Origin of the sequence: Nostoc sp. FACHB-133 (assembly GCF_014698055.1) — a bacterium.
GTDB lineage: Bacteria > Cyanobacteriota > Cyanobacteriia > Cyanobacteriales > Nostocaceae > Nostoc.
In genome coordinates this window covers 83,369-108,762 of record NZ_JACJSH010000002.1, presented here as the reverse complement: position 1 = coordinate 108,762, position 25,394 = coordinate 83,369, and the positions used below count along the sequence as shown (strand labels likewise).

Genomic DNA, 25,394 nt, shown 5'->3' with positions numbered 1-25,394 from the left:
TAAAGCCAAAAATATATATACTGGATACTTTTTTGTCTTTCTATCGGTTGATGCACAGAAAATTTCTGAATAGTTTCCTTAAAGAAGAACAAGATAATCTGTCGGAGAACTGTTAGTTACAAGTTGAGCTTTTAATACTACTGAAGTTTCTTATAACTAGAATCAGCGCATCAAAATCTGATGAAAGGAATCGAAAGTTATGGCAAAAGTTGTTGGAATTGATTTAGGGACAACTAACTCTTGTATTGCAGTCATTGAAGGTGGACAACCGCTCGTGATTGCGAATGCAGAAGGACAACGCATCACTCCCTCTGTAGTTGCATATACAAAAACAGGCGAACGTCTGGTTGGTCAAATTGCTCGACGACAAGCGGTAATGAATCCAGAGAACACGTTTTATTCAGTCAAACGCTTTATCGGACGCAAACACGATGAAATCACCCACGAAGCGAGTGAAGTTTCTTACAAAGTTGTCCGCGATCGCAACGGTAATGTCAAACTCGATTGTCCGGCGCTAAAAAAACAATTCGCGCCTGAAGAAATTTCTGCTCAAGTTTTGCGAAAACTTACAGATGATGCCAGCAAATATCTAGGAGAACCCATTACACAAGCAGTCATTACTGTGCCTGCTTACTTTAACGATTCGCAACGACAAGCGACCAAAGATGCAGGCAAAATTGCCGGGCTAGAAGTACTCCGCATCATTAACGAACCTACGGCTGCGGCACTTGCTTATGGTTTAGACAAAAAGGGCAACGAAACAATCTTAGTCTTTGACTTAGGCGGTGGAACGTTTGACGTTTCAATTCTAGAAGTTGGAGAAGGGGTGTTTGAAGTCAAAGCCACGAGTGGAGATACCCATTTAGGTGGTGACGATTTTGATAAAAAGATTGTCGATTATGTTGCAAATGATTTTCAGCGCCACGAAGGTATCGATTTACGCAAAGATAAGCAAGCCCTGCAACGGTTAACTGAAGCCGCAGAAAAAGCCAAAATTGAACTCTCCAGCGCTACTCAAACAACGATTAATCTCCCCTTCATCACGGCAACTCAAGAGGGGCCAAAGCACCTGGATATAACCTTAACTAGGGCGGAGTTTGAGAAACTCTGCGCTGACTTGCTCGATCGCTGTCGCATCCCAGTAGAACAAGCTCTCAACGATGCCAATCTGAACAATGCCAATCTCGATGAAGTTGTCCTAGTAGGCGGTTCCACCCGAATTCCTGCCGTGCAACAACTCGTCAGACGCATCACAGGCAAAGATCCGAATCAGGGAGTGAACCCCGATGAAGTAGTTGCTGTGGGTGCAGCAATTCAGGGCGGAGTACTAGCGGGAGAAGTGAAAGATGTGCTGCTGCTAGATGTAACACCGCTTTCTTTAGGGGTGGAAACGATGGGCGGGGTAATGACAAAAATTATTCCCCGCAACACGACGATTCCGGTGAAGAAATCCGAGACGTTTTCAACCGCCGCCGATGGCCAACCGAATGTCGAAATTCATGTTCTGCAAGGAGAACGGGAACTTGTGGCAGACAATAAGAGTTTAGGTACATTTCGGCTCGATGGCATTCCTCCGGCTCCGCGTGGAGTACCTCAAATTGAAGTGACATTCGACCTTGATGCAAATGGGTTACTATCGGTAACTGCTAAAGATCGCGCCACTAGTAAAGAACAATCGATTACAATCTCAGGCGCTTCGACGCTGGATAAACACGATGTGGAACGCATGGTACGAGATGCAGAAACTCATGCCCAAGAAGATCGCCAACGCCGCGAGCAAATCGACACCAAAAATAATGCGGACTCGCTGGTTTATCAGGCAGAAAAACAACTGCAAGACTTGAATGGTCGAGTTTCTCAAGCAGATAAAAGTCGGGCGCAACAATTGATTGACGAGTTGCGATCGGCAATTGAGCGAGAAGACTACAATCAAATGCGATCGCTCACTACCAATCTTCAACAAGCGCTCATGCAAATTGGTAGCGCCGTTTACGCCCAAGCTAACGCCGCAACTAGCAATCCTAATCCCACAAATCAGCCAACTGGACAAAACGACGATGTGATTGATGCCGATTTTGTTGGCTAAAACGCGCAAGCTAAACCGTAATTTTTGAATTAATGTTAACGACGGAGGAGGCTTATCACTTACTTACAAAAGACGTTCCGAGTGCAGAATAGTCGGATTATGAGTATTGAATCATGCCAACTGCAACTGATTTCAAAGATTATTACAACATTTTGGGAGTTAGCAAAACTGCAACTTCCGACGAAATTAAGCGAGCTTACCGCAAACTTGCCCGCAAATATCATCCTGATGTGAATCCCGGCAATCCAGAAGCCGAGGAAAAATTCAAAGACATCAATGAAGCCAACGAAGTTTTATCAAACCCAGAAAAGCGCGAAAAGTATGACTCTTTTGGGCAGTACTGGAAGCAAGCGGAGGTTAGCGGTACTCCTCCTAGAGGAAGTAGCAGGTATGCAGATAATTTTGACCAATATAGCAACTTTGATGACTTTATCAATGATTTGCTGGGTGGTTTAGGCGATAGGACAAGAACAAGACAAACTTATTACCGCACCTCGACTAGGCAGCCTGATGACTTTGGCCCATTTCGCAGCCAAGCACCAGCACCCGATACCGAAGCTGCGATCGCACTCTCCTTTTCGGAAGCGTTTCATGGCGTTCAAAAGCGGTTGCAGTTGGATGATGAAACCATTAACGTTCGTATTCCCGCAGGTGCTAAACCGGGTAGTCGAATTCGCATTAAAGGTAAAGGTCGCTCCAGTCCTTTTTCTCAACAGCGAGGCGATTTGTATCTCACAATCGAGGTGCTTTCCCATCCATTTTTCCAGTTTTTGGGTGACAACTTAACCTGCGAAGTTCCTATTCGTCCAGATGAAGCGGTCTTAGGCGCTCAAATTCAAGTACCAACACCAGAGGGTAGCGTCACATTGAGCGTTCCGAAAGGCGTGCGTTCCGGTCAATCGCTGCGGCTACGAGGAAAAGGCTGGATGCAACCAAAAGGCGGGCGAACTGACCTAATTGTGAAACTTCAAATTGTGTCTCCGAAAGAGTTAAGCGAAATTGAGCAGGATTGCTATGAAAAGATTCAGGCGAATAGCAGCTTTAACCCACGTACTGCATTAGAAGGATTAACGTTATGAGCGAGTTTAGCCTCTCCAATACAGTTGTTTCTCATGAAGGCGATCGCCTTTATACGTTTGAGTATGCAGCCTCTGTTACCCAAACTTCAACGATTGTAATTGAACGATTTGTGCAACTCGGATTGATCGAACCGAAAGGCTCAATGCTGCACTCACGAGAAATTGCGCGAATTGCTCAAATCCAACGTTTGCGTCAGGATTTGGGGCTAAATCTCGTAGGCGCAGCAATGGTGATGGATATGGCTCAAGAAATTGCCCAGTTACGGGCACAGCTAAAAGCGTTGCAGCCTTCTTAAAAAACATCACCCAATATTCAGATGTGAAAAAGTTGGCGCAATCAAAATTTTAACAAGTTACTCAACATTGGCTCATTTTTGAGAGCTACGGTGTACACACATCTTTCTAGAAAACCAAAATCGTCGTAGATCCCCCTAAATCCCCCTTAAGAAGGGGGACTTTGAGAGCTTTTTGCCCCCCTTTTTAAGGGGGGTTGGGGGGATCAAAAGCCTGTGGCGCAACTCTTAAAGACTTGTGTGTACACCGTAGCCCAATGCATCGGGGGGATTAAAGGGGGTAATTTAACTTGTGTGTACACCGTAGCCTTTTAGGAGAGAGGTAAAAATCGTATCTCACTGAGTCGGTAACAGCTATACAGCTTTAAATATTAAATTATGCGTTTTATCAACAAACTCATGCGTTTCATCAACAAAATCATTCTGTTCATCAACAAACTTATGCGTTTCATCAACAAAATCGTTCTGTTCATCAACAAACCCATGCGTTTCATCAACAAAATTGTTCTGTTCATCAACAAACTCATGCGTTTCATCAACAAAATCGTTCTGTTCATCAACAAAACCATAATTTTTGTGAGAAATACTGATATTCATATCATATTAGACACCAACCTGTGAGGATTTTACTGAACTAAAACACAGCTTTAGTAAGGCAAACTAGCTCTAAAGCAATAAAAAGGATACATTTATGCCTGCTCAAAAACGTACATACCGCGTTTTAGAAAAAGCTGAATTAAGAGTGGCTGGACTTAAAGCAATTGATCCCAGCATGGATTTTGGGGATGCTCGCAACTTGCAAAACATGACACAACTAATTGAGCAGTACCGTAGCAAAATAGATGCTTATAATACTGCTCTAGCTGTGATTAACTCTTCTAGAACTGAGATGGAAGAATTGGACAAAGCTTTAAGTGACATAACTGAGAAAATGCTGATTGGAGTTGCTTTTAAATACGGCAAAGATAGCCGTGAATATGAAATGGCGGGTGCTGTTCGTAAAAGCGATCGCATCCGTAAAAGCAGAGCAACACGCTTAAGGGCGACTCCAAAAGAATTAGCCAGTGAAAATGCTAAAACTGCATATCTTAATGGACTGAATGGAGCGATTGCAGAATAAATCCATTTTCGTACAAAGTATGGAAACGAGTAAATGGTTAATTTTAACTCTCCACCCCCTACACTCCAACCTTTTTCCACGGTAGTTTAATTGTAAATCGACTACCTTTCCCTAACTGACTTTCGGCGTGGACAGTACCACCATGCAACTCGACGATTTTTTGCACCATCACCAATCCTAAACCCGTACCTGCGGAACGACGGGTAGAGGCATTTTCAACTTGGATAAAAGGTTGAAATAATCGGAAAAGGTCATCGGAAAGCATACCAATACCCGTATCTACCACGCTAAAAAAGATATATTCATTTGTGGAATTTGGCTGAACTTCAATCCAAACTTTGCCTCCGTCGTGAGTAAACTTGATAGCGTTGCTCAACAGGTTGATAAATACCTGGCGGATGCGGCGCTCATCAACTTGGATGGGTTCGAGTTCTTCAGGGATTTGTACACTCAGTTGGATATTTTTCTGTAACGCTAAATTTTTGACGAAACTGAGACTAGAGTCACATAATTCTGGAATGGAAGTAGCCGCTAGTTGCAGTTCTATCTTGCTGGATTCAATATCTGTAAGCTCAAGGATTTGGGTAATCAATTCTAATAAGTTCTTACCGCTCGATTCGAGGCTATTTATAAACTGGCGCTGTTCTTCGGTTACAGTACCGTACACTTCATTTTGGAGTGCTTCTGCAATTTCAAGAATGGAGCTTAAGGGAGTCCTCAATTCATGGCTCATATTTACCAAAAAGGTTTTTTTGGCGCGATTTGCAACCTCAGCAGCTTCTTTCGCCTCATGCAAAGCGGATTCTGCACTTTTGCGATCGCAGACTTCTAAAGTTAGAGCAACAAATTCAGCTATTGAGCTAACGAAGTTTTGCTCACTCACTTCCCATATTCGAGGAATATCAATCTGTTCATACAATACTGTTCCCACCACTTCGCCCCCAATCCAAATGGAGGTATTAATTAGGGATACAATATTCTTTGTTTCTAGCAGTTCATCATATAATTCTTGTATCCTTAAATCGGTGCGAGTATCGGTGACAGCGATAATGCGGGCAGATGTCAGGGATTTAAAGTAAATGGGATAATCTGCGCGATCGCGTTCTAAACCTGCCGAATGTTTTTGATTGCTACGTTCGTAGAGACTTATACATTGTAGTTTAGTGCGTTGACGCAGCCTGTCGTCATCATCGCTATTGAATAACCACACACTTACTCGTTCTACCTCTAAAGCATTCGCGGCTTTCTCGGTAATAACTTTGAATGCTGCTTCTAGATTTCCTTCTGAAATTGCCCTGTGATTTGCCAGTTCTGCCAATGCTCGATTATGCTTTTCTAGCTTTTGCTCACTGCTAATACTTTTTTGAATCTCTTGCTGTAATTCTTGAGTTCGCTGCTTAACTTGCAATTCTAACTCTTCATTTTGAGTAATCTGTGCAGTAAAGGTTTTACGTAAATGCTGCATCATCTCATTGAAAGATTCACCCAGCACCTCTACTTCTTTAATGCCTTGCACAATCACCACCGAGTCTTCCCCTTTAGTGAAATCGGCTAAATCTTTTGTCGCCGTGCTGAAGTACAAAATTGGCTGAGTTATCCAACGAGCGGTAACAATTCCTAGTAAAGTAGCTAATCCCAATGCTCCCAGACAGAGAAAAATTGTAGTTTGAGTATTGCGATCGATTTGCCCCATAAAATCTGCTTCTGGGACAGCTACTACAATTAACCAGTTGAGATTTGGTTCGCCTTGCAACGGTCTAATTTCTAAAAATTGTCGTTTGCCGTCAAAGGAGAAATCTAGTTGCTGTAAACTCTTAATTTGGTCAAAATTACTAAATTTAGTTTCTAAATACTTAGCGCTTGCTTGAGTCAAAGCATTCCCACTTTGAGAAGCTGTCAACCTAATCGGTTTACCATTTTGCAGGCGGAATGGTTCTTCCGTTGTGGAACTTGCGACTAATAGCCCCGATCGCTCGATAATAAAAACTTGCCCAGATTTGCCAACTTTAATATTTTGCAGCAAATCCCCAATTTGTGATACATGAGTTAGAGTGCTGTTGACACCGAGTAACTCACCTTGGGAGTTATATATAGGTTGAGATGCACTAATCAGCAGCGTTGGTTCGGTGATGGGTGTAAAAATCTGACTAAAGCTGAATTTTTTAGCGGTAACTGCTGCTTGATAATTAGGACGCGATCGCGCATCATAGTTTTTGATTACCTCTGGTAGCTGGGTACGTTGACTTTGAGAGTCAATTTTGTAGGTGTAGAGGTCGTAACCAGTTGACTTATCAGCTTTTCTGAGTAAATATTGGCGATCGTTGAGCTTTTCCACCGCTAAATGTTCTTGCTGTTCATTGCTTGCCGTTAAAGCAACGGCATCAGGAAAAATCTCTAACTGCTTTATTAAGTATGACTCCCAAGTTGCCAGATTTTCCATCTTCAGCAACCCGATGTCAATGACATTTTGATTACCGCGCAGTACTTGACGCGAGGTTGAGAGATAAACCTGTAAATTTTGCTCTACTCGATTAGCGACTTCATAACGCAATTCGCTAGCTACCTCATTCACTGCCTTTTGCCCATTGCGGATTGATAAGTATGCAGTCAATCCCACAGCTAGCAAGATTTGCAGCAGAAACAACACTACGAGAATGCGACGTAGAGGTATACCTTTAAATAGGAAAAAAACACCATTTTGACCAATATTTTTGTTCATAAGCCCACTCTCCCTTCCTGTCCTATAGTAGTGAGTACAACACCTCGACTTCTCTGGTCTGCGGGCTTATACATAGTTTGTACTCGGTCGGATCAAGTGCCAATATACCACTTTTGGCAAAAGAACAAAACTTTAACCTGTGATTTTACCTGCAATGTGAATTTCATCGAATTAACATTTTCAGCCTAGCTGAGAGGTTCTTTGAAAAGTGCCTAGCTGTAATTTTAGACATTTATTAATCTCTCCTAACCCCCTTTAAAAAGAGCGAGCATTACTCAATACAGTTCACATAACACCAAAACACTTGTAGAGACGGCGATTTATCGCGTCTTGAAAACCCAAAATTTTTGCCAGTAGCCCTTAACCCAAGCGTATTGGAGCATTACCCAGATTTTTATAGATAAACTTGAAATTTTATTCAAAGCAAGAAGAGCTTCTTTTACCCAAAGGCTGCTGTATTGATTTCGTTGCAAATATCTACCCAAGCTTGATCCCGTCTTCCTCCCGCAATGGTGTTTAATGGACTATCGGTAGGGTGTGCTGCTTGATATTTCTCAATTGCTGTTGCTTTGTAGTTGCTAGCACGCAAAGGTATCCAGAGAATTTTAACTCCCTCGGCTTTCGCTGCTTCTAACAGAGGTGGTAACTCATTTTGACTAATAAACTTTGATGCAAGAAAGTTTGGACTTACCAACAACACCGCTACTTTTGCAGTTGCCAAAGCCGCCTCGATTTCATCTCGCCACACAGCACCAGGCTTGATTTGGGTATCATCCCACAGTTTGAGATTTTGTTCTCTAATTAATGGTTCTAGATGAGTTTTGAGGTCATTGAACCACTTTTTATCTTTGTGACTATAGCTAATAAAAACTTGATTCCTGGTTACGGGTTCAGACATGGGAGTTTGTGATTTTTGTGAAGTCAATAAAACATCATCAATTAGTCTTTGGACATCTACCATACGAAAACTGTTCTGGCACTGAATTTGGTAATTAAGCGCCTCCAGGGATTTGTACAACACGTCTCGGTTATAAAAATGAGGACTTTGACTATGATTACAGCTTTTACAGTTACAAGGAACAAGCGTTTGATATTTTAGGTGTTCGTAAGACTTATGGATTTTGTCCAGTTCATGAGTAATACGTATTAGTAGGTCTTTCTTGCGGTTTCCTGCTACACGGACTTTAATTTCTCGTTGATTGTAGTTTTCAATCACTTCCGCACGGGTTTGACCTTCACTGAGAACAACGCCTGTTTTCCAAACGAGGGTTTGTTCTTCAATTAAAGAATGCATTTCGACAATAAAGCGAGTAATAATACCTTTGGGCATGAAGTCATAGGTGTAGCGCAGGATCAAATTGTTAGATTCATCCCAATTGAAATCAGGCTGATTGGTCGAAAGTAGGTGAGGTGCAATATAATTTTCCCGATTACCTGGAATTTCGTAGCAAAGCTTGAACTGCATCATTAATTGCAGGAGTTCATCTTGCATATCTGCATATTCGCCGCTTTTCCAAATATTTTTGAGGTCATTTTTGGTAAAACAACCTAGCTTTTCCTTGACAGTTTGATTATCCAAAACTTTGTAAACAGCAGTTGTCGCCCATTCCGGTTTGAGGATGACGTAGTGTTTGAGTGTAGAATCGTCTTGAAAGTGGAGGCAAACGCCGAGGTCGTGGAGATAGCGGCTCAAGCGCTCCATGTCTTCAAGGTCTGTTAAATTATTTATTTGGCAAAGGTCACGGTATTTTTCACGGCTAATGTAATTTTGGGAATTGTTCTCTAGGGCGGCTCTGACTCTTACCCAAAGTTTTGGTAGAGGTATACCAACATGGTCAAGTCTGCTGATGTATAGCTGAATCGCCTCTTTAATCTTTGCTAAATCGCGATTAGTATCTAAATTGGTTGCTAGTATTTTCTCCAGATTGCTGAATTCTCCTCGTAACTGGCGCTCATTGACTTGGCAATCACGGTCTTGTTTTTCGTTTTTGATGATGATAACTGGACTCTTGTCGCTCAAGAGTTCGACAACTTTCAGCCACCAGTAAAAATCAGTGTTTTCTTTGCGAGTGTCAGCAACTAAGGCATATAGAGAACGCTTGCTGAGGAAAAACTGATGAGTTTGGTGGTAGATTTCCTGACCGCCAAAATCCCAGATGTTGACGCGAAAATCTTTGCCATTGGACTGTGTAAAGTCCCACCGGATCACCTCAATGCCTTGGGTTGATTTCTCTTCTGGCTGGAGTTTATAGGTTTCATCTTTGATTTTCTGGGCTAAAGAGGTTTTACCGGCTCCTCCTTCGCCAACAATCAAGAATTTTGCTTCGTAGAAAGGTTCCGTTTCCGCTGGGTCTTGTACCCGAAAATAGAAATCAAGAATTTCATTCACATCACCCGGATCTTTGTAGTAAGCCTTCGGCCCCAAAATCTCTGGTGGAATGGGGACTGGATTTCCACGAAGATCCAGCTCTTTCAGGTTTGACAGTTGCCTGATTTCCCTTGGCAGACTGCTCAGTTGATTGTTGTGGAGGTAGAGGGTTTGCAGGTTGGTGAGTTGGCCAATTTCCGGTGGTAGACTGCTCAGTTGATTGTTGTGGAGGTAGAGGGTTTGCAGGTTGGTGAGTTGGACAATTTCCGGTGGCAGACTGCTCAGTTGATTGCTGCTGAGGTCGAGGGTTTGCAGGTTGGTGAGTTGGACAATTTTTGGTGGCAGACTGCTCAGTTGATTACTTAAGAGGTAGAGGGTTTGCAGGTTGGTGAGTTTTCCAAATTCCGGTGGCAGATTGCTCAGTTGATTGTCGAAGAGGTAGAGCGTTTGCAGGTTGATGAGTTTTCCAAATTCCGGTGGCAGACTGCTCAGTTGATTGTCGAAGAGGTAGAGCGTTTGCAGGTTGATGAGTTTTCCAAATTCCGGTGGCAGACTGCTCAGTTGATTACTGCTGAGGTTGAGGGTTTGCAGGTTGGTGAGTTGGACAATTTCCGGTGGCAGACTGCTCAGTTGATTACTGAAGAGGTTGAGGGTTTGCAGGTTGGTGAGTTGGACAATTTCCGGTGGCAGACTGCTCAGTTGATTACTGTTGAGGTAGAGGGATTGCAGGTTGCTGAGTTGGACAATTTCCGGTGGCAGACTACTCAGTTGATTACTGCCGATGTCGAGGGATTGCAGGTTGGTGAGTTGGACAATTTCCGGTGGCAGACTACTCAGTTGATTACTGCTGAGGTCGAGCGATTGCAGGTTGGTGAGTTGGCCAATTTCCGGTGGCAGTATTGTTAACCCTTTGTAAGAAAGGTCTAATTCTGTTACCTCGTCTTTGACAGCTTGTTCAATAATTTGCAGCAGTTCTTCGTTAGTCATTTTGGGTTTTACAAAGGCTATGCCTGACGACGAGTTGCTGCTTGGACGCGCAGCAGAGAAATTAAGCTAATTAATAATGTACCGTGTATTAAGGATTGTATCAGCGCAATGTGCATTAGCGTACTCGTCGTAGACATCGCAAGTTAAAAGGGCAGTTAGCAACCGCGTCTACACAGACTTGTGTTGAGCATCTCGACTTCGCTCGATGGAACCGGAGTCGAAATACAAAACCCACCTTTCTTTCCCTACGGGACGCTACGCGAACGTGGGTTAAGGAACCCTTGATTTTGATTAGTCCACAGAGGTGGACTTTGTTTGTATAGCCGCGATTTCTAATCGCCTGGTATATTTGCTTTTTGTATTTGATTTTAAGATTATTGTGTGACCCTATGTAAATTGATGGCTATAGCTTTCCACATTGCCCAGCTTCTATCCAATATATAAATATGCCAGAAACTCAATCAAGTCCTCATATACATACAAACACATCAACCAAAACTGATACCTTACCTGCATTTGTTATCTCCTCTTCTAATCCTCAAGAAATCTACGATGTTGTAGTGGTTGGCGCTGGGCCTATTGGGTTAGCAACTGCCATTGGCTTACGTAAACGTGGTATTAAAAATGTCCTTGTCATCGATCAAACTCGCGCCTTTCGTCAAGTTGGACAAACATTGGATCTTCTCCCCAATGGATTAAAAGCTCTCAAACATTTAGATCCTAACGCTTACGAAGAAGTCAAAAATACTGGACTTGGTTTATTGAATCCCAAGCAGTCTAATGGTCAAGAAACTATCGAATCTACTCAAAAGCAACAACCTCCAAAGGCTTCACCCCAATGGGTTTACAAAAATTTGCAGGGTGAGATAATTAATTCAATTTCGCTTAGTTTTGATGACTGGTTTCAAGATTATGGCGAGGGTCGAGTATCAATTTCTTGGTACAATTTGCAGACAACCCTTAGACAGTTACTTCCACCAGACCTAGTTAAAGCTAATCACCGTTGCATTAATGTTGTGAATGAGCCGGAAAAAGGTTGTGTCCGCATAGATTGTGTAGGTGATACACGAATAGAAGCAAACCCTTATGCCTATTGGACAGATGGACAAAAAGATAACGATCCGCAACCCCAAAACTCAGATATTACCCCCCAAGAATTAGCAACAAAATCCATTAGAGCTAAACTAATTGTTGCAGCAGATGGGATTAATTCTACAGTTCGTAGGTTGCTTTACACAGATACTCAATATGATGATTTTGCTCGACCTGAATACTCTGGATTTACAGCTATATTGTGTAGGGAAATAGCTGAAGTACCAAAGGAACTATGGACAAAACTAGAAGAAGATTTTTTTCAAGACTCACCACTTGTAACAATCACTAATGATGAAATAACTGGAAATTCTGTTTGTATAAATAACATCAGGATAATATTATTTCGCAGACCAAATGGTGAACTTGGGTACATAATACATCTTGCTTTGCCTTTAGACTCGTTGCAAGGAAAATCTGAAAGTTCTTTAATTGACTTAGCTTTGCAGGAGTTGGAAAAAGCAAGCTTTCCTGATGCGCTCAAGCAATTAGTGCGTCTATCTCCTCCTGCCAATATGCAGCAGCGTCCATACTACATTCACCCTGCTACCATTTCGGATTCTCTACAAGTTTCTAACCCAACTGACCTCAATCCTGAAGCTAATCCTGCTAAAATTCCACCAGCCTGGAGTGTAGGGCGAATCGTCTTAGTTGGCGATGCCGCACATGGAATGCCTCCCTTCATGGCTCAAGGAGCTAATCAAGGATTGGAAGATGCGCTAATAGTTACAACACTCATCGCTAAAATTGCTGAGGAGAATAACTGGAACGATCTGCAAGCTATAGCCAAAGCCTTCGAGAAATACGAGTGTCTTCGTCGCCCATTGATGGCATACGTCCAAGAAGCAACATTAAAGCGATCGCCCCACTCGTCAGATAAAGAGTGGCAGGACTACACCCAACAGATATATTGCCGCAATTTCGACCAAGTAATAGAGGCACTGTAGTTTACCGCCTGTGAAAAATTTTGATTACAATGCAGATGTCCACTAGGCGGCAATACTGCGTAAGTTTTGAGTCGATCCCCCCAACCCCTTTTTTAGGGCTACGGTGTACACACAAGTCCTTCTCACCCCCTCTAACTCCCCCTTGTAAAGGGGGAGAACCGGATATTTCCCCCCTTTACAAGGGGGGATTAAGGGGGGTAAAACCCGGATCTCAAAGTAACTCCGATTTGTGTGTACACGGTAGCCTTAAAAAGGGGGAGGCTAAGAATGTCTTATTTTCCCCCTTTTTAAGGGGGACTAAGGGGGATCTCCAATGACTATGCACCTTAACGCACTAGGCGACGTGCTGTAATCCACGTAAATCCAGAAGATAATCGATGAGTAATCAACTACAAGACTACAATCCTAGCGGCGTAGGTGAAATAAATGGCAACCTCTTAGGTTTGCCCTGCGATTATGAGTCTGCAAACCTGATTGTCTTTGGTGTGCCGTGGGAAGTCACTGTTTCTTATGGCGCAGGCACAGCCAATGGCCCCCAGCGAATTCTTGATGCTTCAACTCAATTAGATTTGTTCGATTTTGATAACCCTAATGGTTGGAAGCAAGGAATTTTCATGGTGGAAATTCCCCAAGATATTTTAGAGAAGAATACATACTACCGTGCCTTGGCAGCAAAAATTATTGAGCGATTAGCCCAAGGTAAAGAACTCTCAGATACACCAGATTTAACACCTGTCCTCACAGAAATTAATCAGGCTGGGGAACAGGTAAATCAATGGCTGTTTGAAAATTGCCAAGAAGCAATTAATAAGGGTAAGGGAGTTGCAGTTATTGGTGGAGATCACAGTTCGCCGTTAGGTTATTTCCAAGCATTGGCAGCTAACTACGCTAACTATGGCATTTTGCACATTGATGCCCATGCAGATTTACGCGATGCTTATGAGGGATTTGAGTTTTCCCATGCGTCGATTATGTTTAATGCGATGAAAATACCGCAAATTTCTAAACTAGTGCAAGTAGGTTTGCGTGATATTAGTCATGATGAAGTGCAAATGATTGACCAATCTGATCGTCGCATTATTGCATATTACGACCCAGCCATTAAACAAAAACTTTACTCTGGAACAACTTGGCTTGATTTATGCCGAGAAATTATCAGTCATTTACCTGAGTTTGTTTACATTAGCTTTGATGTCGATGGTCTAGATCCAAAACTTTGCCCAAGTACAGGTACTCCTGTTCCAGGTGGATTGGAATTAGAGCAAACATTTTTTCTGTTCCGGGAATTAGTTAATAGTGGTAGAAAAATTATTGGCTTTGATATTTGTGAAGTCGGTGATGCCGAGTGGGATGGTAATGTTGGAGCGCGGGTAGTTTACAAGCTGGCAAATTTGATGGATTTGTCCAAGCAGAATTCGTAATTGTTGAGTTCCTAAAATCGTTCGACTGAGACGTTCTGCGATCGCTCAGTCGAACCAACTTCACACTGTTCACGTAGCATTCCACAGGAAAGTCGAAAATCTAAAATTAAATAACAAGCCCCCGACTTCATTGCTGGAGTCAATCTAAAATCCCAAATATAGGACTCATATTTGATTGGTGAAAAAAACTCCGTACAACTCAAAAAGCCTTCTTACCTATTGCCTATTGCCTATTGCCTCTTACCTGCGCGAACAAAAATCAAAGCGGATTCCTATATAAAATTGTTTAATTAACCTTGCTTCACTATCTGAGAATTTTAAGATAAAGAATAGCCCGTTGCCTTGTGAACGTATTGCACAACTTTTTGATATGATTCGGGATTACTCACAGGATTAATGATGATGGGGATAGTGCCATCTGGCAACCAGAAGGTTATCCTACCATTCGGTTCATGACAAAAGGAACTGATGCAGTTGAGATTAATTACATATTCGTTTTTTTCGTAAAGGATTTTCACCCAGTGGGCATGATCTAATTCTAAACTTGTCACGCATTCTAAATAATCGAGAATCTTTTGATAATCTTCTAGGTTACTTTGTGGATTAATGACTATTGGAATGGCACTATCGGGTAGCCAAAAAGTAACCCTGCCATTCACTTCATAACAAAAAGCATGGACACGTTCAAAGTTCACTACATATTCTCTCCTCTCGTAAAGGATTTTCACCCAGTACGCCACAACATCTCCTCAAGTCCGAAATTTACGAATGATGCACCCTGTATGTCCAAGTCTACTGAAGCCTTAAGTTTTTGTTGCTGTGTACCAATTCAAAATCAAATTAATTTGTTTGAATTATGAATTGTTAAGAAACCTCCAATGGTGTTGGTGTAGTTGAAGTTGACAGCGAAAGAGCGATCGCAGCTTGAATAAACCCTTTAAATAAAGGATGAGGGCTACTAGGACGCGATTGAAATTCTGGATGAAATTGGCAAGCCAGAAAGAATGGGTGCTTGGGTAATTCCACAATTTCAACTAACTGTCCATCAGGAGAAGTCCCACTGATCACATAGCCGGACTTTAATAAGAGATCGCGGTAAGCATTGTTGAACTCATAGCGATGTCTATGTCGTTCATAAATTACATCTTCTTGATAAAGCTTGAAAGCCAATGTATCAGGAAGAACACGACAAGGATATAGCCCCAAGCGCATTGTACCCCCTAAATCCACAACTTCCTGCTGTCCTGGCAATAAATTAATTACCGGATTAGTTGTATGAGGGTCAAATTCGGCACTATTAGCATCTGTTAATCCCCCTATGTGCCTAGCCCATTCAATTACAGAGCATTGCATTCCCAGGCATAAACCTAAAAAGGGAATTTGGCGATCGCGTGCGTATTTAATGGCGGCAATTTTGCCATCCACTCCCCGAACCCCAAAACCTCCTGGCACAACTACCCCATCGACACCCCCAAGATGAGTTTCGGCTGATTCATTTTCCAAATCTTCTGAGTTCACCCAACGCAAGCGCAGTTTGCCATAAGTGGAAATTGCAGCATGGTTTAATGCTTCCACTACAGATAAATAGGCATCACTTAACTGCACATATTTGCCGACAATGGCAATTTCTAGCTCGTGCTTGGGAGTATGTAAGCGTTGTACCAAGGTTTGCCACTGCGTCAAATCTGGTTGGCGTTGCTCCATTTGCAACAAGTTCAGCACTTGTTCTGCCATTCCTTCCCGTTCCAGATTTAGGGGTACTTCATAGATACTTTTGGCATCTTGAGAAGTAATGACGCATTCTTCGGGCACATCGCAAAATCCCGACAATTTTTGCTTTAATCCCTTGGGTAAGGGGCGATCACTCCGACAAACTAAAATATCTGGTTGAATACCAATGGATCTGAGTTCTTTAACTGAATGCTGTGTTGGCTTAGTTTTCATCTCACCCGCAGAAGCAATCCACGGTACCAACGTTACGTGCATATACAGTACATATTGCCGCCCAACCTCTTTGCGAAACTGGCGAATCGCTTCCAAAAACGGCAGTGATTCAATATCTCCCACCGTCCCGCCAATTTCTGTAATTACTACGGACGGATTTGTACTTTTAGCAACTCGCAGAATCCGCTCTTTTATTTCATTGGTAATATGAGGAATAACCTGTACAGTGCCACCATTGTAGTCTCCGCGTCGCTCTTTATTAATGACTGCCTGGTAAATCGAGCCAGTAGTCACACAGTTCAAGCGCGACATTGAGGTATCGGTGAAGCGTTCGTAATGCCCCAAGTCTAAATCTGTCTCCGCACCATCCTGGGTAACGAATACTTCCCCATGCTGAAAAGGGCTCATTGTGCCAGGATCGATATTGATATAAGGGTCGAGTTTGAGAATCGACACCGAATATCCGCGCGACTTGAGCAAACGCCCTAGACTTGCTGCTACAATGCCCTTACCAATACTGGAAACTACGCCTCCAGTTACGAAGATAAACTTAGTCATAGTAGTTTGAATTTCTAACAACTTCTAAAAATACATCCCGTCATTGTGCCACAGTTATTGTGGTGTAATCTTTTATGATTTGCTGTGAAAAACCTTTTAGGATTAGTAATATTAGGCTGTATTCTCACATCCTCCGTAGCATTGGCAGAGCCATCTCTTATAGTCGTTTTTCCCAAGACAAACTACCAGACGAGTTCCCAAAAAATCTTTTTTCTGGGGACTGCACCACCGGATGGTGAGGTTTTGATCAATAGTAAGCCAATTAACCGCAGCAAAGCTGGTCATTTTTCCCCTAGTTTCCCCTTGCAGTTGGGAGAGAATCTTTTTACTGTGCGTCGCCAGAATCAAGAACTTAAGATTAAGGTGATAAGGGTTAACACTAGCCCTGAACTACCACAGGGGGTAGCCTTTGCTAAAGATTCCTTGACTCCCGCCGCTGACATTGCCAGACTACCAGGAGAACTAATTTGTTTTAGCGCGTTAGCGAAGCTTCCCGAAGGGGTCGCACCCCCTAACGCCAATGTCTCTGTAACCCTGGCTAATCAAACGATTACCCTTTTACCTCAACCTCAACAGGCACAACTACCAAGTAATTTGGCAGCTCTGACAGGGCAAAATCAGCCTTATGCCCAGTCTAGCGTAGGCAATTATAAAGGTTGCACCACAGTGGCAACAGCCGCCGATCTGGGAAAACCTCAGTTTCAACTAACACTCAATGGCAAGACGATAACTCAACCAGGGACTGGTAAAATTCAAATCCTCTCAAGAGCAGAGTTGCCGGTTTCTGAGGTTACAGTAGAGTCAGGCGTTGCTCGCACTGGCCCAAGCACCGATTATTCTCGACTCACACCACTGCCTAAAGGCACACGCGCAACAGTAACAGGTAAGGAAGGTGAATGGTTGCGCCTAGACTATGGCGCTTGGATTAATAGTCAGGAAACTCGCATTCTACCTGGTGCAATTCCGCCACAAACAATAATTCGCAGTGTCGGATACCGTCAACTCCCTGGTGCGACAGAGATATTTTTCCCCTTACAAGTTCCCGTACCTGTGAGCGTGCAACAAAGTGAGAAAGCTCTCGCTCTCACTCTCTACAATACTACTGCCCAAACGGACATTATTCGCCTGGATGATGACCCTCTAATTTCTCGGCTAGATTGGCAACAGGAGGCTCCAGAACAAGTAAAATACACCTTTAACCTCAAAAAAGCTCAACAGTGGGGATATAAGCTGAGATACGACGGTACAACCCTGGTTTTGGCTTTGCGTCATCCGCCTAATATTGGGAACACAAGACGCAAGCTTTTAGCTAATCTCAAGATTGTACTCGATCCAGGGCATGGCGGTAAAGAATCTGGTGCCAGTGGCCCAACTGGATATTTAGAAAAAGATGTGAATTTGGTGGTATCTAAGTTGCTGCGGGACGATTTGGTGAAGCGAGGAGCAACGGTAGTGATGACGCGGGAGGACGATAAGGAGGTTTCTCTAGCAGAACGTCAGGCAATTATTAGTAAAGAAGAACCTGCGATCGCTATTTCCATACATCACAACTCCTTACCCGATGATGGCGATGCTGAAAAAACCAAGGGATTCGCCGCTTTTTGGTATCAACCCCAAGCCCACAGCCTGGCAATATTTTTACAGACCTATGTTGTTAAAAAACTCGGCAAACCTTCTTATGGTGTGTTTTGGGACAACCTAGCGCTGACACGCCCAGCAGCTGCGCCATCGGTGTTACTGGAATTGGGTTTTATGAGCAATCCCGATGAATTTGAGCAGGTAGTGAACCCAAAAGAACAGAAGAAAATGGCTGATGCGATCGCTCAGGGGATTACTGAGTGGTTTAAAAGCGTTCGATAGATCGGGTGTTAAACTTACGAGCTATAGCAATCCTATTTCTTACGCCAAACTAAAAACTGTGGGGGCAATTCATGAATTACCCCTATAGGGTTTTGGCTATTATTTGCATAAGTCCTGGATTTGTGAAAATTCGCGGTATTCAGATCGCCAACTTCGTGAAAGTTGTCAGCGATTTAACTTTTCAGTGCTTCTACCATGCCAAAACAACTTTGATTGCGGCTAAAAATATATCAAATCTTATATTTTGAAACCGTATGTATTTTAAAATCGGCGGTATGGTGGGAGCGATCGCTATTTTATTGAGCAATGGTAGTGCGTTCGCTGAAGGTGTTGGCGCAGCGATCGCCCAAGATGCACAAAGATATATTACTGTGGGGCATGATAAATTAGGAAACAGCGTAGCTTTAGATACAAAAACTATTAAGGGTACAACGTATAAACTTTACGGTATGTACGGAGATGGCATCTTCGAGACTACATTTGATGCATCATGTTCCGAATCACGGCTTTTTCGGAATCACATTGCCATTTACAGTTCAGAGGGACAGCTACTTCAAGAGGATAAGGAGAAAGGAGAAATACCTTTTGTCGCCAATTCTTCACCAGGCAAAGGAATGAAAATTGTTTGTCAAAAGATTGGGGCCCTTGGTTGGTAGGTTAAGTAGGAAATGCCCCATTTCCCATTCCCCATTCCCCATTCCCCATTCCCAATTCCAGTAGAAAATACTAAGGACAAAACAACGTGTCACGCGTATCTCGTCCTGTGGTTGGATTAGTCCCTTTGGCAAGTTTGCACAATTTTTTTTGCTCATCCGAACGCAGCAGCGTATCGGTAAAATCTGCCCCGTCAATGATTGCGCCATCAAATCTGGCGTTAGCAGCAAAAGCACCCTCTAACAGTGCATTTGTCAAATTTGCCCTAACTAAACGAGCCGAGTCTAAAGTGGAATTTCTCAAGTCAGCTGCCTCTAAATTTGCAGACTCCAAATTTGCTGCAAAGAAACTGACACCGTTCAAATTAGCATGGCTGAAGTTGCTCTGGCGAAGATTAGCTTTGGTAAAGCTGGAATCTGTTAAATCACGTCCTGAAAAATCAGCCTCGACCAAAATCTCTTTATTATATTCGAGTGCCAAAGCTGTTGGAGCAAAACCGAGCGTTGCGGTGATGCCAATTATTCCCCACAAGAATAAGCTGAGTATATTTGTCCAAAAGTGATAGTCTGTCTGACGCTTCAACCCGAATTGTGTTCGGGATGAGTCGAGTTTAGAACCTGCTGTGCGTAGGCGTAGCCCGTCGCAGGCATCGCTTAATCTAGAATTCATAGAATTTATGATATTTTTCGTCAATGGCTAACCTTCCTACATCTCATTATCCAGATATTGGTCATTTAGGAGAAGACCTAGTTGCCCAATGGTTGCAATCTATAGGTTGGATAATTCTGCATCGTCGCTTTTCTAGCCGTTATGGAGAAATCGATATTATTGCTCAATATGATGAACAAACTGGAGAAAAACTCCTTACTCAGCACTCATTATTGGCATTTGTTGAAGTCAAAACCCGCAGTTCAGGGAATTGGGATGCAGGGGGAAGAAGCGCCATCACCCCACAAAAGCAAGCAAAAATCTCACGGACAGCTGGAATATTCTTAGCCCAGTACCCTGAAAAGGCAGATTATTCTTGCCGATTTGATGTTGCTATTGTCTACTGTAAAAAGATATCAAAAAATCAGACTGCGGTTATAGCAACTCAGGAAGCTCTTGCTACTTCATCAGCAGGCGAATATAAGTTTAAGCTGCAAGAATACATTCTGGCAGCTTTCGACTCTTCAATTGATAATGGTTAATTGGTAATGGATAAAATATCTTAATTACCAATAATTATGTACTGGCGTTACAACCAAACGGTATTACGCCAAAGTTTCTGGACAGTAGCCTAAGCCCCTGACAAACTGTTGCCGGAAAGCTTCGATTTCGTCTCTCTCTGGACTACCATGAGAAACGATCGCTACCTGATAGCGACGCATCACGTCCACAGGGCATTGTCCCGCTTCTAAACTCCAAAGTGCCATTTGCACCCTCATTGGTGGCTCATAGCTAATTCCTAATTCATTTAGAAAAGCCCGAAAGTCGCCATCTTCTTGGGGCGAGACTTGACCTCTGAGTTTGATCCTAACCACCCAGCCATCAATTTGATGAATTACGGTGACGAACGAAACTGGTGTCTGGGGTCTAGCGTGCAGGTGTTGAACGACCCTCAGGGTTAGACTGGCATTTGCCAGATAGTACAAGTATTCCATGTTTGTTGGTGCTTGGGATCAAAGCCAATCCTACATATCTATATTCGTCAATCAGTGCCTGTTCCCGGTAGGGTAAAAGCCCCCGTTTTTAGATGGGGAGGTTTACCCAATTTTTATGTTAATTTTTCCGTGTTACTTAATAGTAACAATCTTATAGCCTCGCGACAAAATTGGGCAAAGATGCCTTAAAGTTCCAATATAAGGGAAAGCTCAAAGCAGCTTTTTCTCAGAGAGTATAAATACTAAATAAAGCAAAAACTAGTAGAAGCCAAGTTGAAAGATACATCTAGCCCTAAAGAAAAAAATTTTGAATTAGATTGCTCGGTAGCAGGCTATGACTACACACTACCTCCAGAACTCATTGCCCAAAACCCAGCAGTTCCTAGAGATAGTTCCCGGTTACTGGTAGTTAATTCTCCCACTACAGGCACTGAAACAGAAGCATCTCACCATATTTTCCATGATTTGCCTGCACTGCTACGCTCTGGTGATTTGTTGGTCATGAACAATACAAGAGTTATTCCAGCGCGGCTTTATGGTCATAAAACCACTGGTGCTAAAATCCAGGTGTTGCTGTTGGAAGAACGGCAGTATAACTGTTGGTTAGCTTTAGTTAAGCCAGGAAAAAGCTTCAAACAGGGAACGAAGATTATTTTTGAAGCAAAGCAAGCGGGGACTGGGGGTTGGGGATTAGAGATTGGGGATTGGGAAAATTCTTCCCTAGTCCCTAGTCCCCAGTCCCCAGTCCCCAGTCCCAAACTCACGGCTACTGTTTTAGAAACAGATGCAGCAACCGGGGGACGTTTGTTGCAATTTGATGTGCCAGAGGGAAAGCCTTTGGTGCAACTGTTAGAGGTATTTGGTGAAGTACCGCTACCACCCTACATTACTGCCTCAGAAGCTGCTGATGAGCAGTATCAGACAGTTTATGCCGAACAGCCAGGAGCGATCGCAGCACCGACGGCAGGATTACACTTTACCCCAGAATTATTACAAAAGCTGCGCGATCGCAACATCAATCAAGCTTTTGTCACGCTACACGTTGGTGTCGGCACTTTTCGTCCTGTGGAAGTAGAAGACGTAACTACCCACCAGATGCATGAAGAATGGATTGAAGTTCCTGCCGCCACAGTAGAGCAAATTCGCGCCACTAAAGCAGCTGGCGGTCGAATTATTGCTGTGGGAACAACGGCAGTAAGGGCTTTGGAAGGGGCGGCTAAATCTGGGAATTTACAACCATTTTGCGGTAAAACAGACTTGTTTATTTATCCCGGCTACCAATGGCGGGTGGTGGATGGTTTGATTACCAATTTTCACCTACCACGTTCCAGTTTGCTGATGTTGGTAAGTGCGCTAATTGGCAGACAACGGCTATTGAATATATACAACGAAGCGATCGCTTTTGGGTATCGTTTCTATTCCTTTGGTGATGCTATGCTAATTTTGCCGGAAGCCATAAGAGTTCTGAGTCAAGCATGAGGGCAATGTTCCCTGTTCCCTGTTACCTATTCCCTACCTGACTTTTCACGTTATGTGGAAAAGTCCACGAAAAACCTAACCCCCTAACCCCCTTCCCGATGCGGGAAGGGGGAAATTCAAAGTCTCTCTCCTAATAGGAGAGAGATTTAGAGAAAGGTTTTCCAGATGCCGTGAAAAGTCAGATTCCCTACCTACCTACGCAAATACGTTAAGTAATCAAACCGGATTCCTATAGGAGTAATTTTATGCGTGACTTCATAATAAAATTGGTCAAAACTATCATCCAGATAATGAATGCTCCGATGCTCATATTGTTTATCGTCACTACAAAGAAAGAAGTGATTCTTGTGGATGTAAGACGATGGTCAAAGATAGTTGAGCTAGTTGATACTTCTGACTGGGTTAACTTGCTATATTTGCTTTATAAATATCCCGAATTCAGAAATCTTTACTATTACAGAATTAAAAAAGGTAACTTTCTAGGATTGGTACTGATGCATATTATAAAATTCTTTTATAAAGAATGTCCAAGTCTATTTTTATATTGCGATAATATTGGTTCTGGACTATTTATTCAACATGGCTTTAGTACTATAGTAAATGCAAGAAGCATTGGTGATAATTGCTGGATTAATCAACAAGTGACAATAGGATACAGCAGTAAAAATAATTTTCCGACAATTGGCAACAATGTAATCATAAGTTCAGGTGCAAAAGTGATTGGCAACGTCACTATAAATGATAATGTGATAGTAGGAGCAAATGCAGTTGTAGTCAAAGATGTTCCCAGTAATTGTGTTGTTGTCGGTGTTCCAGCTTATATAATCAAGAGAGATGGCGTGAAAGTAAAAGAGCAGTTGATTTAAATTTGTTTATTAACAGATTATAAAACCTATAGAATATCGCACTAATTACGGTATGCAGAGCAACTGAACAAGGAGAAGGGTGTTTTTACAAAAGTCGGATGCTCCCAAAGTGAGAAATTCTTAATTTTTTGATTTGCAATTTTTCATGCTGTGGTGGGTACTCTGACTTATAAAGATATGAGCATAAGTACATCTATGTCACTCCTGTCTAGAAAAAGTCAAACTCAGCCCTGGTTACACTTCTTATTTCACCAAAACTCTGTTCAGAAAAAGCCCCTGTTCAGACTTCTGTTTGCTTCCTCTGCGTTTTTGGTTTTGGCTGCACCAACAATTACTAATTTTCCAGGAAGCAAGTTGCTAGCAGAAACCGCAATTTCTCAGGATCTTGAAGCAGCTAGCTTTTTCCAACAGGGAGTCACGCGCTATAACCGCAAAGACTTACAGGGGGCAGAATATGCCTTTCGTCAAGCATTGCAGCGAGATCCTAGCCTTGGGGCTGCGCTAAATTATCTGGGTAATATTTTAATGGAGCAAAATCGCCTAGATGTAGCTTTACAAGAATATACAGAGGCGATTAGGATTAATCCTAATTTTAGTGAAGCCTATTACAACTTAGGGTTAGTGCTGCATCGTCAGGGACAAAAAGATGCCGCGATTACGGCTTATCGTCAAAGCCTTGTGATAGATCCCACAAAGGTAGCAGCGCTGTATAATCTGGGTTTGGTGCTGTATGAACAAGGACAGCTACCGGAAGCGATCGCAACATACCAGCAAGCAATTAATTTAGATAGCAGCAATCCCAACGCCTATTTTAACTTAGCGATCGCCTTGCAACAACAAGGTCAAACAGAGCAAGCGATCGCAACCTATCGTCAAGCCTTGCAGGTAGATCCTCAAAATGCCACAGCTTATAACAACATGGCAAATTTGCTAGCAATCCAAGGCCAAGCTTCTGAGGCTATTTCTGTTTATCGGCAAGCTATTCGCCTAAATCCTAAAAATGCCTCAGCTTACTATAATTTGGGAGTCACTTTATATAATCAAGGCGACATCAAGAAAGCTAATGGAGTCTTGAAACGTGCCCATACTGAGTATCGTGAGCAAGGGAACATTGAGCAAGCTCAGAAAATAGAACAACTAATGCAACAAATTGCCCAGAAAATTCAGCCACAACAGCCTCAAGCCAGTCAAACAGCTACTCCTTCTGAGGCTTCAGACAACACAAGTAATGTAATACAAACACCTGAGCCACAAACGCTAAATCAACTAGAAAACCCTGTCTCAGTTGAACAACAATCTACTTCAACGAGTTCCGGACAATAAAAAAATTCAGAGTTAGAAATAAATTAATAACTTCTAACTCTGCCAATTTTAGATTTTGAGTAGCAATTTTGGTGTGCTTACAGTGCAACTTGGATTGAAGGAAAAATCTAAAAACTAAAATTGAATGACTTCTAAATTTTTTAAATCGGCAAACGATTGATATCTTTATTGCAGCCAATAACTACCATTGCTGAACCACGTTCTAAACGTTTGGTAGGGTCAGGATTAATTTGAAATTTACCATCCTGGCTCACCGCTAGCAAATTTAAACCGTAGCGGTTACGAAGTTGAAGCTCGGTGATTGTTCTGCCGTGAAATTCATCAGGCACAATCAACTCTACAATACTGTTATCTGGGTCTAGATCAAATCGATCTAAGATTGCTGGTTTAGTAAGTGTACGCGCTAGGGCGCAACCTGCTTCATACTCAGGAAAAACAACATGATCTGCTCCTACTCGCCGCAATAGTTTACGATGAACTTCACTAGAAGCTTTGGCGACTACATGGGGTACGCCAGCCTCTTTCACATTTAGGGTGGTTATAATGCTTTCTTGAACGTAGTTGCCAATCGCTACAATTACAGTATCAAATTCAAAAATTCCAGCTTCTTTTAGTGCGGCTGGTTCTGTAGAATCTAATTGCAAAGCATGACCAACTATTCCCTCAGTTAATGCTTCTGAAACTCGTTTTTCATCAATATCTGTTGCCAGTACTTGATAACCGAAGTTATGCAGTGTAGAACAGACTGATCTACCAAAACGACCTAATCCAACTACAGCAAATTGTTGGTTATCTTTACGTAAACTGCGAAAAAAACTTAATGATGAAAGATTCACCCTTTTTATCCTTATAATGGCTCCCTGTATTTAGGGCAAAAAATGGTTATGATACTTGAATTAAAAATCTTATTTTTTGCCTTTCAATGTATATTTTATCAGTTTAGTCATTAGTCATT

21 protein-coding genes are annotated in these 25,394 nt (G+C 42.5%); 12 read left to right on the top strand and 9 right to left on the bottom strand.

Annotated features, from left to right (window positions below; all coding sequences use genetic code 11):
• Positions 1-199: 199 nt before the first annotated feature.
• From dnaK to H6G86_RS02620, 3 genes are all read left to right on the top strand, one after another.
• On the top strand, positions 200-2,086 hold the full coding sequence (dnaK, locus tag H6G86_RS02630; protein ID WP_190932972.1) for a molecular chaperone DnaK: 1,887 nt from the start codon (positions 200-202) through the stop codon (positions 2,084-2,086).
• Positions 2,087-2,199: 113 nt separating this feature from the next.
• On the top strand, positions 2,200-3,165 hold the full coding sequence (locus tag H6G86_RS02625; protein WP_190932971.1) for a DnaJ C-terminal domain-containing protein: 966 nt from the start codon (positions 2,200-2,202) through the stop codon (positions 3,163-3,165).
• Entirely contained in the window at positions 3,162-3,461 is a 300-nt protein-coding gene (locus H6G86_RS02620; RefSeq protein ID WP_190932970.1) for a chaperone modulator CbpM, read from the top strand. The genes H6G86_RS02625 and H6G86_RS02620 overlap by 4 nt, the downstream gene beginning before the upstream one ends.
• Positions 3,462-3,812: 351 nt before the next feature.
• Here H6G86_RS02620 and H6G86_RS02615 read toward each other — a convergent pair whose 3' ends face one another.
• Entirely contained in the window at positions 3,813-4,055 is a 243-nt protein-coding gene (locus H6G86_RS02615; RefSeq protein WP_190932969.1) for a hypothetical protein, read from the bottom strand.
• Positions 4,056-4,149: 94 nt separating this feature from the next.
• Here H6G86_RS02615 and H6G86_RS02610 point away from each other — a divergent pair, with 94 nt between their 5' ends.
• Positions 4,150-4,578 carry a methyl-accepting chemotaxis protein gene (locus H6G86_RS02610; RefSeq protein ID WP_190932968.1) on the top strand — a complete coding sequence of 143 codons (429 nt, stop codon included), beginning with the start codon at positions 4,150-4,152 and terminating at the stop codon, positions 4,576-4,578.
• Positions 4,579-4,636: 58 nt separating this feature from the next.
• On the opposite strand, the gene H6G86_RS02605 is transcribed toward H6G86_RS02610, so the two are convergent.
• Both H6G86_RS02605 and H6G86_RS02600 read right to left on the bottom strand, forming a co-directional pair.
• Entirely contained in the window at positions 4,637-7,297 is a 2,661-nt protein-coding gene (locus H6G86_RS02605; RefSeq protein WP_190932967.1) for a sensor histidine kinase, read from the bottom strand.
• 439 nt (positions 7,298-7,736) lie between these two features.
• On the bottom strand, positions 7,737-10,652 hold the full coding sequence (locus tag H6G86_RS02600; protein ID WP_190932966.1) for a leucine-rich repeat domain-containing protein: 2,916 nt from the start codon (positions 10,650-10,652) through the stop codon (positions 7,737-7,739).
• 446 nt (positions 10,653-11,098) lie between these two features.
• Between H6G86_RS02600 and H6G86_RS02595 the strand changes: the two genes are divergently transcribed.
• Together H6G86_RS02595 and speB are read left to right on the top strand one after the other, a co-directional pair.
• Positions 11,099-12,691 carry an FAD-dependent oxidoreductase gene (locus H6G86_RS02595; protein ID WP_190932965.1) on the top strand — a complete coding sequence of 531 codons (1,593 nt, stop codon included), beginning with the start codon at positions 11,099-11,101 and terminating at the stop codon, positions 12,689-12,691.
• Between the two features lie 377 nt (positions 12,692-13,068).
• A complete protein-coding gene (gene speB, locus H6G86_RS02590; RefSeq protein WP_190932964.1) occupies positions 13,069-14,112 on the top strand; it encodes an agmatinase SpeB in 1,044 nt (347 codons plus the stop codon).
• A gap of 11 nt (positions 14,113-14,123) precedes the next feature.
• On the opposite strand, the gene H6G86_RS39400 is transcribed toward speB, so the two are convergent.
• From H6G86_RS39400 to pyrG, 3 genes are all read right to left on the bottom strand, one after another.
• On the bottom strand, positions 14,124-14,255 hold the full coding sequence (locus H6G86_RS39400; RefSeq protein ID WP_277883524.1) for a hypothetical protein: 132 nt from the start codon (positions 14,253-14,255) through the stop codon (positions 14,124-14,126).
• A 174-nt stretch (positions 14,256-14,429) separates the two neighbouring features.
• On the bottom strand, positions 14,430-14,852 hold the full coding sequence (locus tag H6G86_RS02585) for a hypothetical protein (protein WP_114084087.1): 423 nt from the start codon (positions 14,850-14,852) through the stop codon (positions 14,430-14,432).
• Positions 14,853-14,976: 124 nt separating this feature from the next.
• Positions 14,977-16,614: a CTP synthase gene (gene pyrG, locus H6G86_RS02580; RefSeq protein WP_190932963.1), complete on the bottom strand. Its 1,638-nt coding sequence runs from the start codon at positions 16,612-16,614 to the stop codon at positions 14,977-14,979.
• Between the two features lie 84 nt (positions 16,615-16,698).
• On the opposite strand from pyrG, the gene H6G86_RS02575 reads away from it, so the two are divergent.
• Positions 16,699-18,474, top strand: a complete 1,776-nt coding sequence (locus H6G86_RS02575) for an N-acetylmuramoyl-L-alanine amidase family protein (RefSeq protein WP_190932962.1) — start codon at positions 16,699-16,701, stop codon at positions 18,472-18,474.
• A gap of 254 nt (positions 18,475-18,728) precedes the next feature.
• The gene (locus tag H6G86_RS02570) at positions 18,729-19,130 is read left to right on the top strand and encodes a hypothetical protein (RefSeq protein WP_190932961.1); all 402 of its coding nucleotides are present in this window, start codon (positions 18,729-18,731) and stop codon (positions 19,128-19,130) included.
• Between the two features lie 70 nt (positions 19,131-19,200).
• Here the strand turns inward: H6G86_RS02570 and H6G86_RS02565 are convergent, their stop codons facing one another.
• Complete coding sequence (locus H6G86_RS02565) at positions 19,201-19,797, bottom strand: pentapeptide repeat-containing protein (protein ID WP_242064659.1); 597 nt, start codon at positions 19,795-19,797, stop codon at positions 19,201-19,203.
• 23 nt (positions 19,798-19,820) lie between these two features.
• On the opposite strand from H6G86_RS02565, the gene H6G86_RS02560 reads away from it, so the two are divergent.
• Positions 19,821-20,318, top strand: a complete 498-nt coding sequence (locus H6G86_RS02560) for a YraN family protein (RefSeq protein ID WP_190932960.1) — start codon at positions 19,821-19,823, stop codon at positions 20,316-20,318.
• Between the two features lie 63 nt (positions 20,319-20,381).
• Here H6G86_RS02560 and H6G86_RS02555 read toward each other — a convergent pair whose 3' ends face one another.
• Positions 20,382-20,771 carry a hypothetical protein gene (locus H6G86_RS02555; RefSeq protein ID WP_069068139.1) on the bottom strand — a complete coding sequence of 130 codons (390 nt, stop codon included), beginning with the start codon at positions 20,769-20,771 and terminating at the stop codon, positions 20,382-20,384.
• Between the two features lie 273 nt (positions 20,772-21,044).
• Here H6G86_RS02555 and queA point away from each other — a divergent pair, with 273 nt between their 5' ends.
• The 3 genes from queA to H6G86_RS02540 all read left to right on the top strand — a co-directional run bounded on the left by queA (position 21,045) and on the right by H6G86_RS02540 (position 24,439).
• On the top strand, positions 21,045-22,250 hold the full coding sequence (gene queA / locus H6G86_RS02550; RefSeq protein ID WP_199338136.1) for a tRNA preQ1(34) S-adenosylmethionine ribosyltransferase-isomerase QueA: 1,206 nt from the start codon (positions 21,045-21,047) through the stop codon (positions 22,248-22,250).
• Positions 22,251-22,495: 245 nt separating this feature from the next.
• A complete protein-coding gene (locus H6G86_RS02545; protein ID WP_190932959.1) occupies positions 22,496-23,116 on the top strand; it encodes a serine O-acetyltransferase in 621 nt (206 codons plus the stop codon).
• Between the two features lie 177 nt (positions 23,117-23,293).
• The gene (locus H6G86_RS02540; protein ID WP_190932958.1) at positions 23,294-24,439 is read left to right on the top strand and encodes a tetratricopeptide repeat protein; all 1,146 of its coding nucleotides are present in this window, start codon (positions 23,294-23,296) and stop codon (positions 24,437-24,439) included.
• 140 nt (positions 24,440-24,579) lie between these two features.
• On the opposite strand, the gene H6G86_RS02535 is transcribed toward H6G86_RS02540, so the two are convergent.
• Positions 24,580-25,275: a potassium channel family protein gene (locus H6G86_RS02535; RefSeq protein WP_012412256.1), complete on the bottom strand. Its 696-nt coding sequence runs from the start codon at positions 25,273-25,275 to the stop codon at positions 24,580-24,582.
• Between the last annotated feature and the right edge of the window lie 119 nt (positions 25,276-25,394).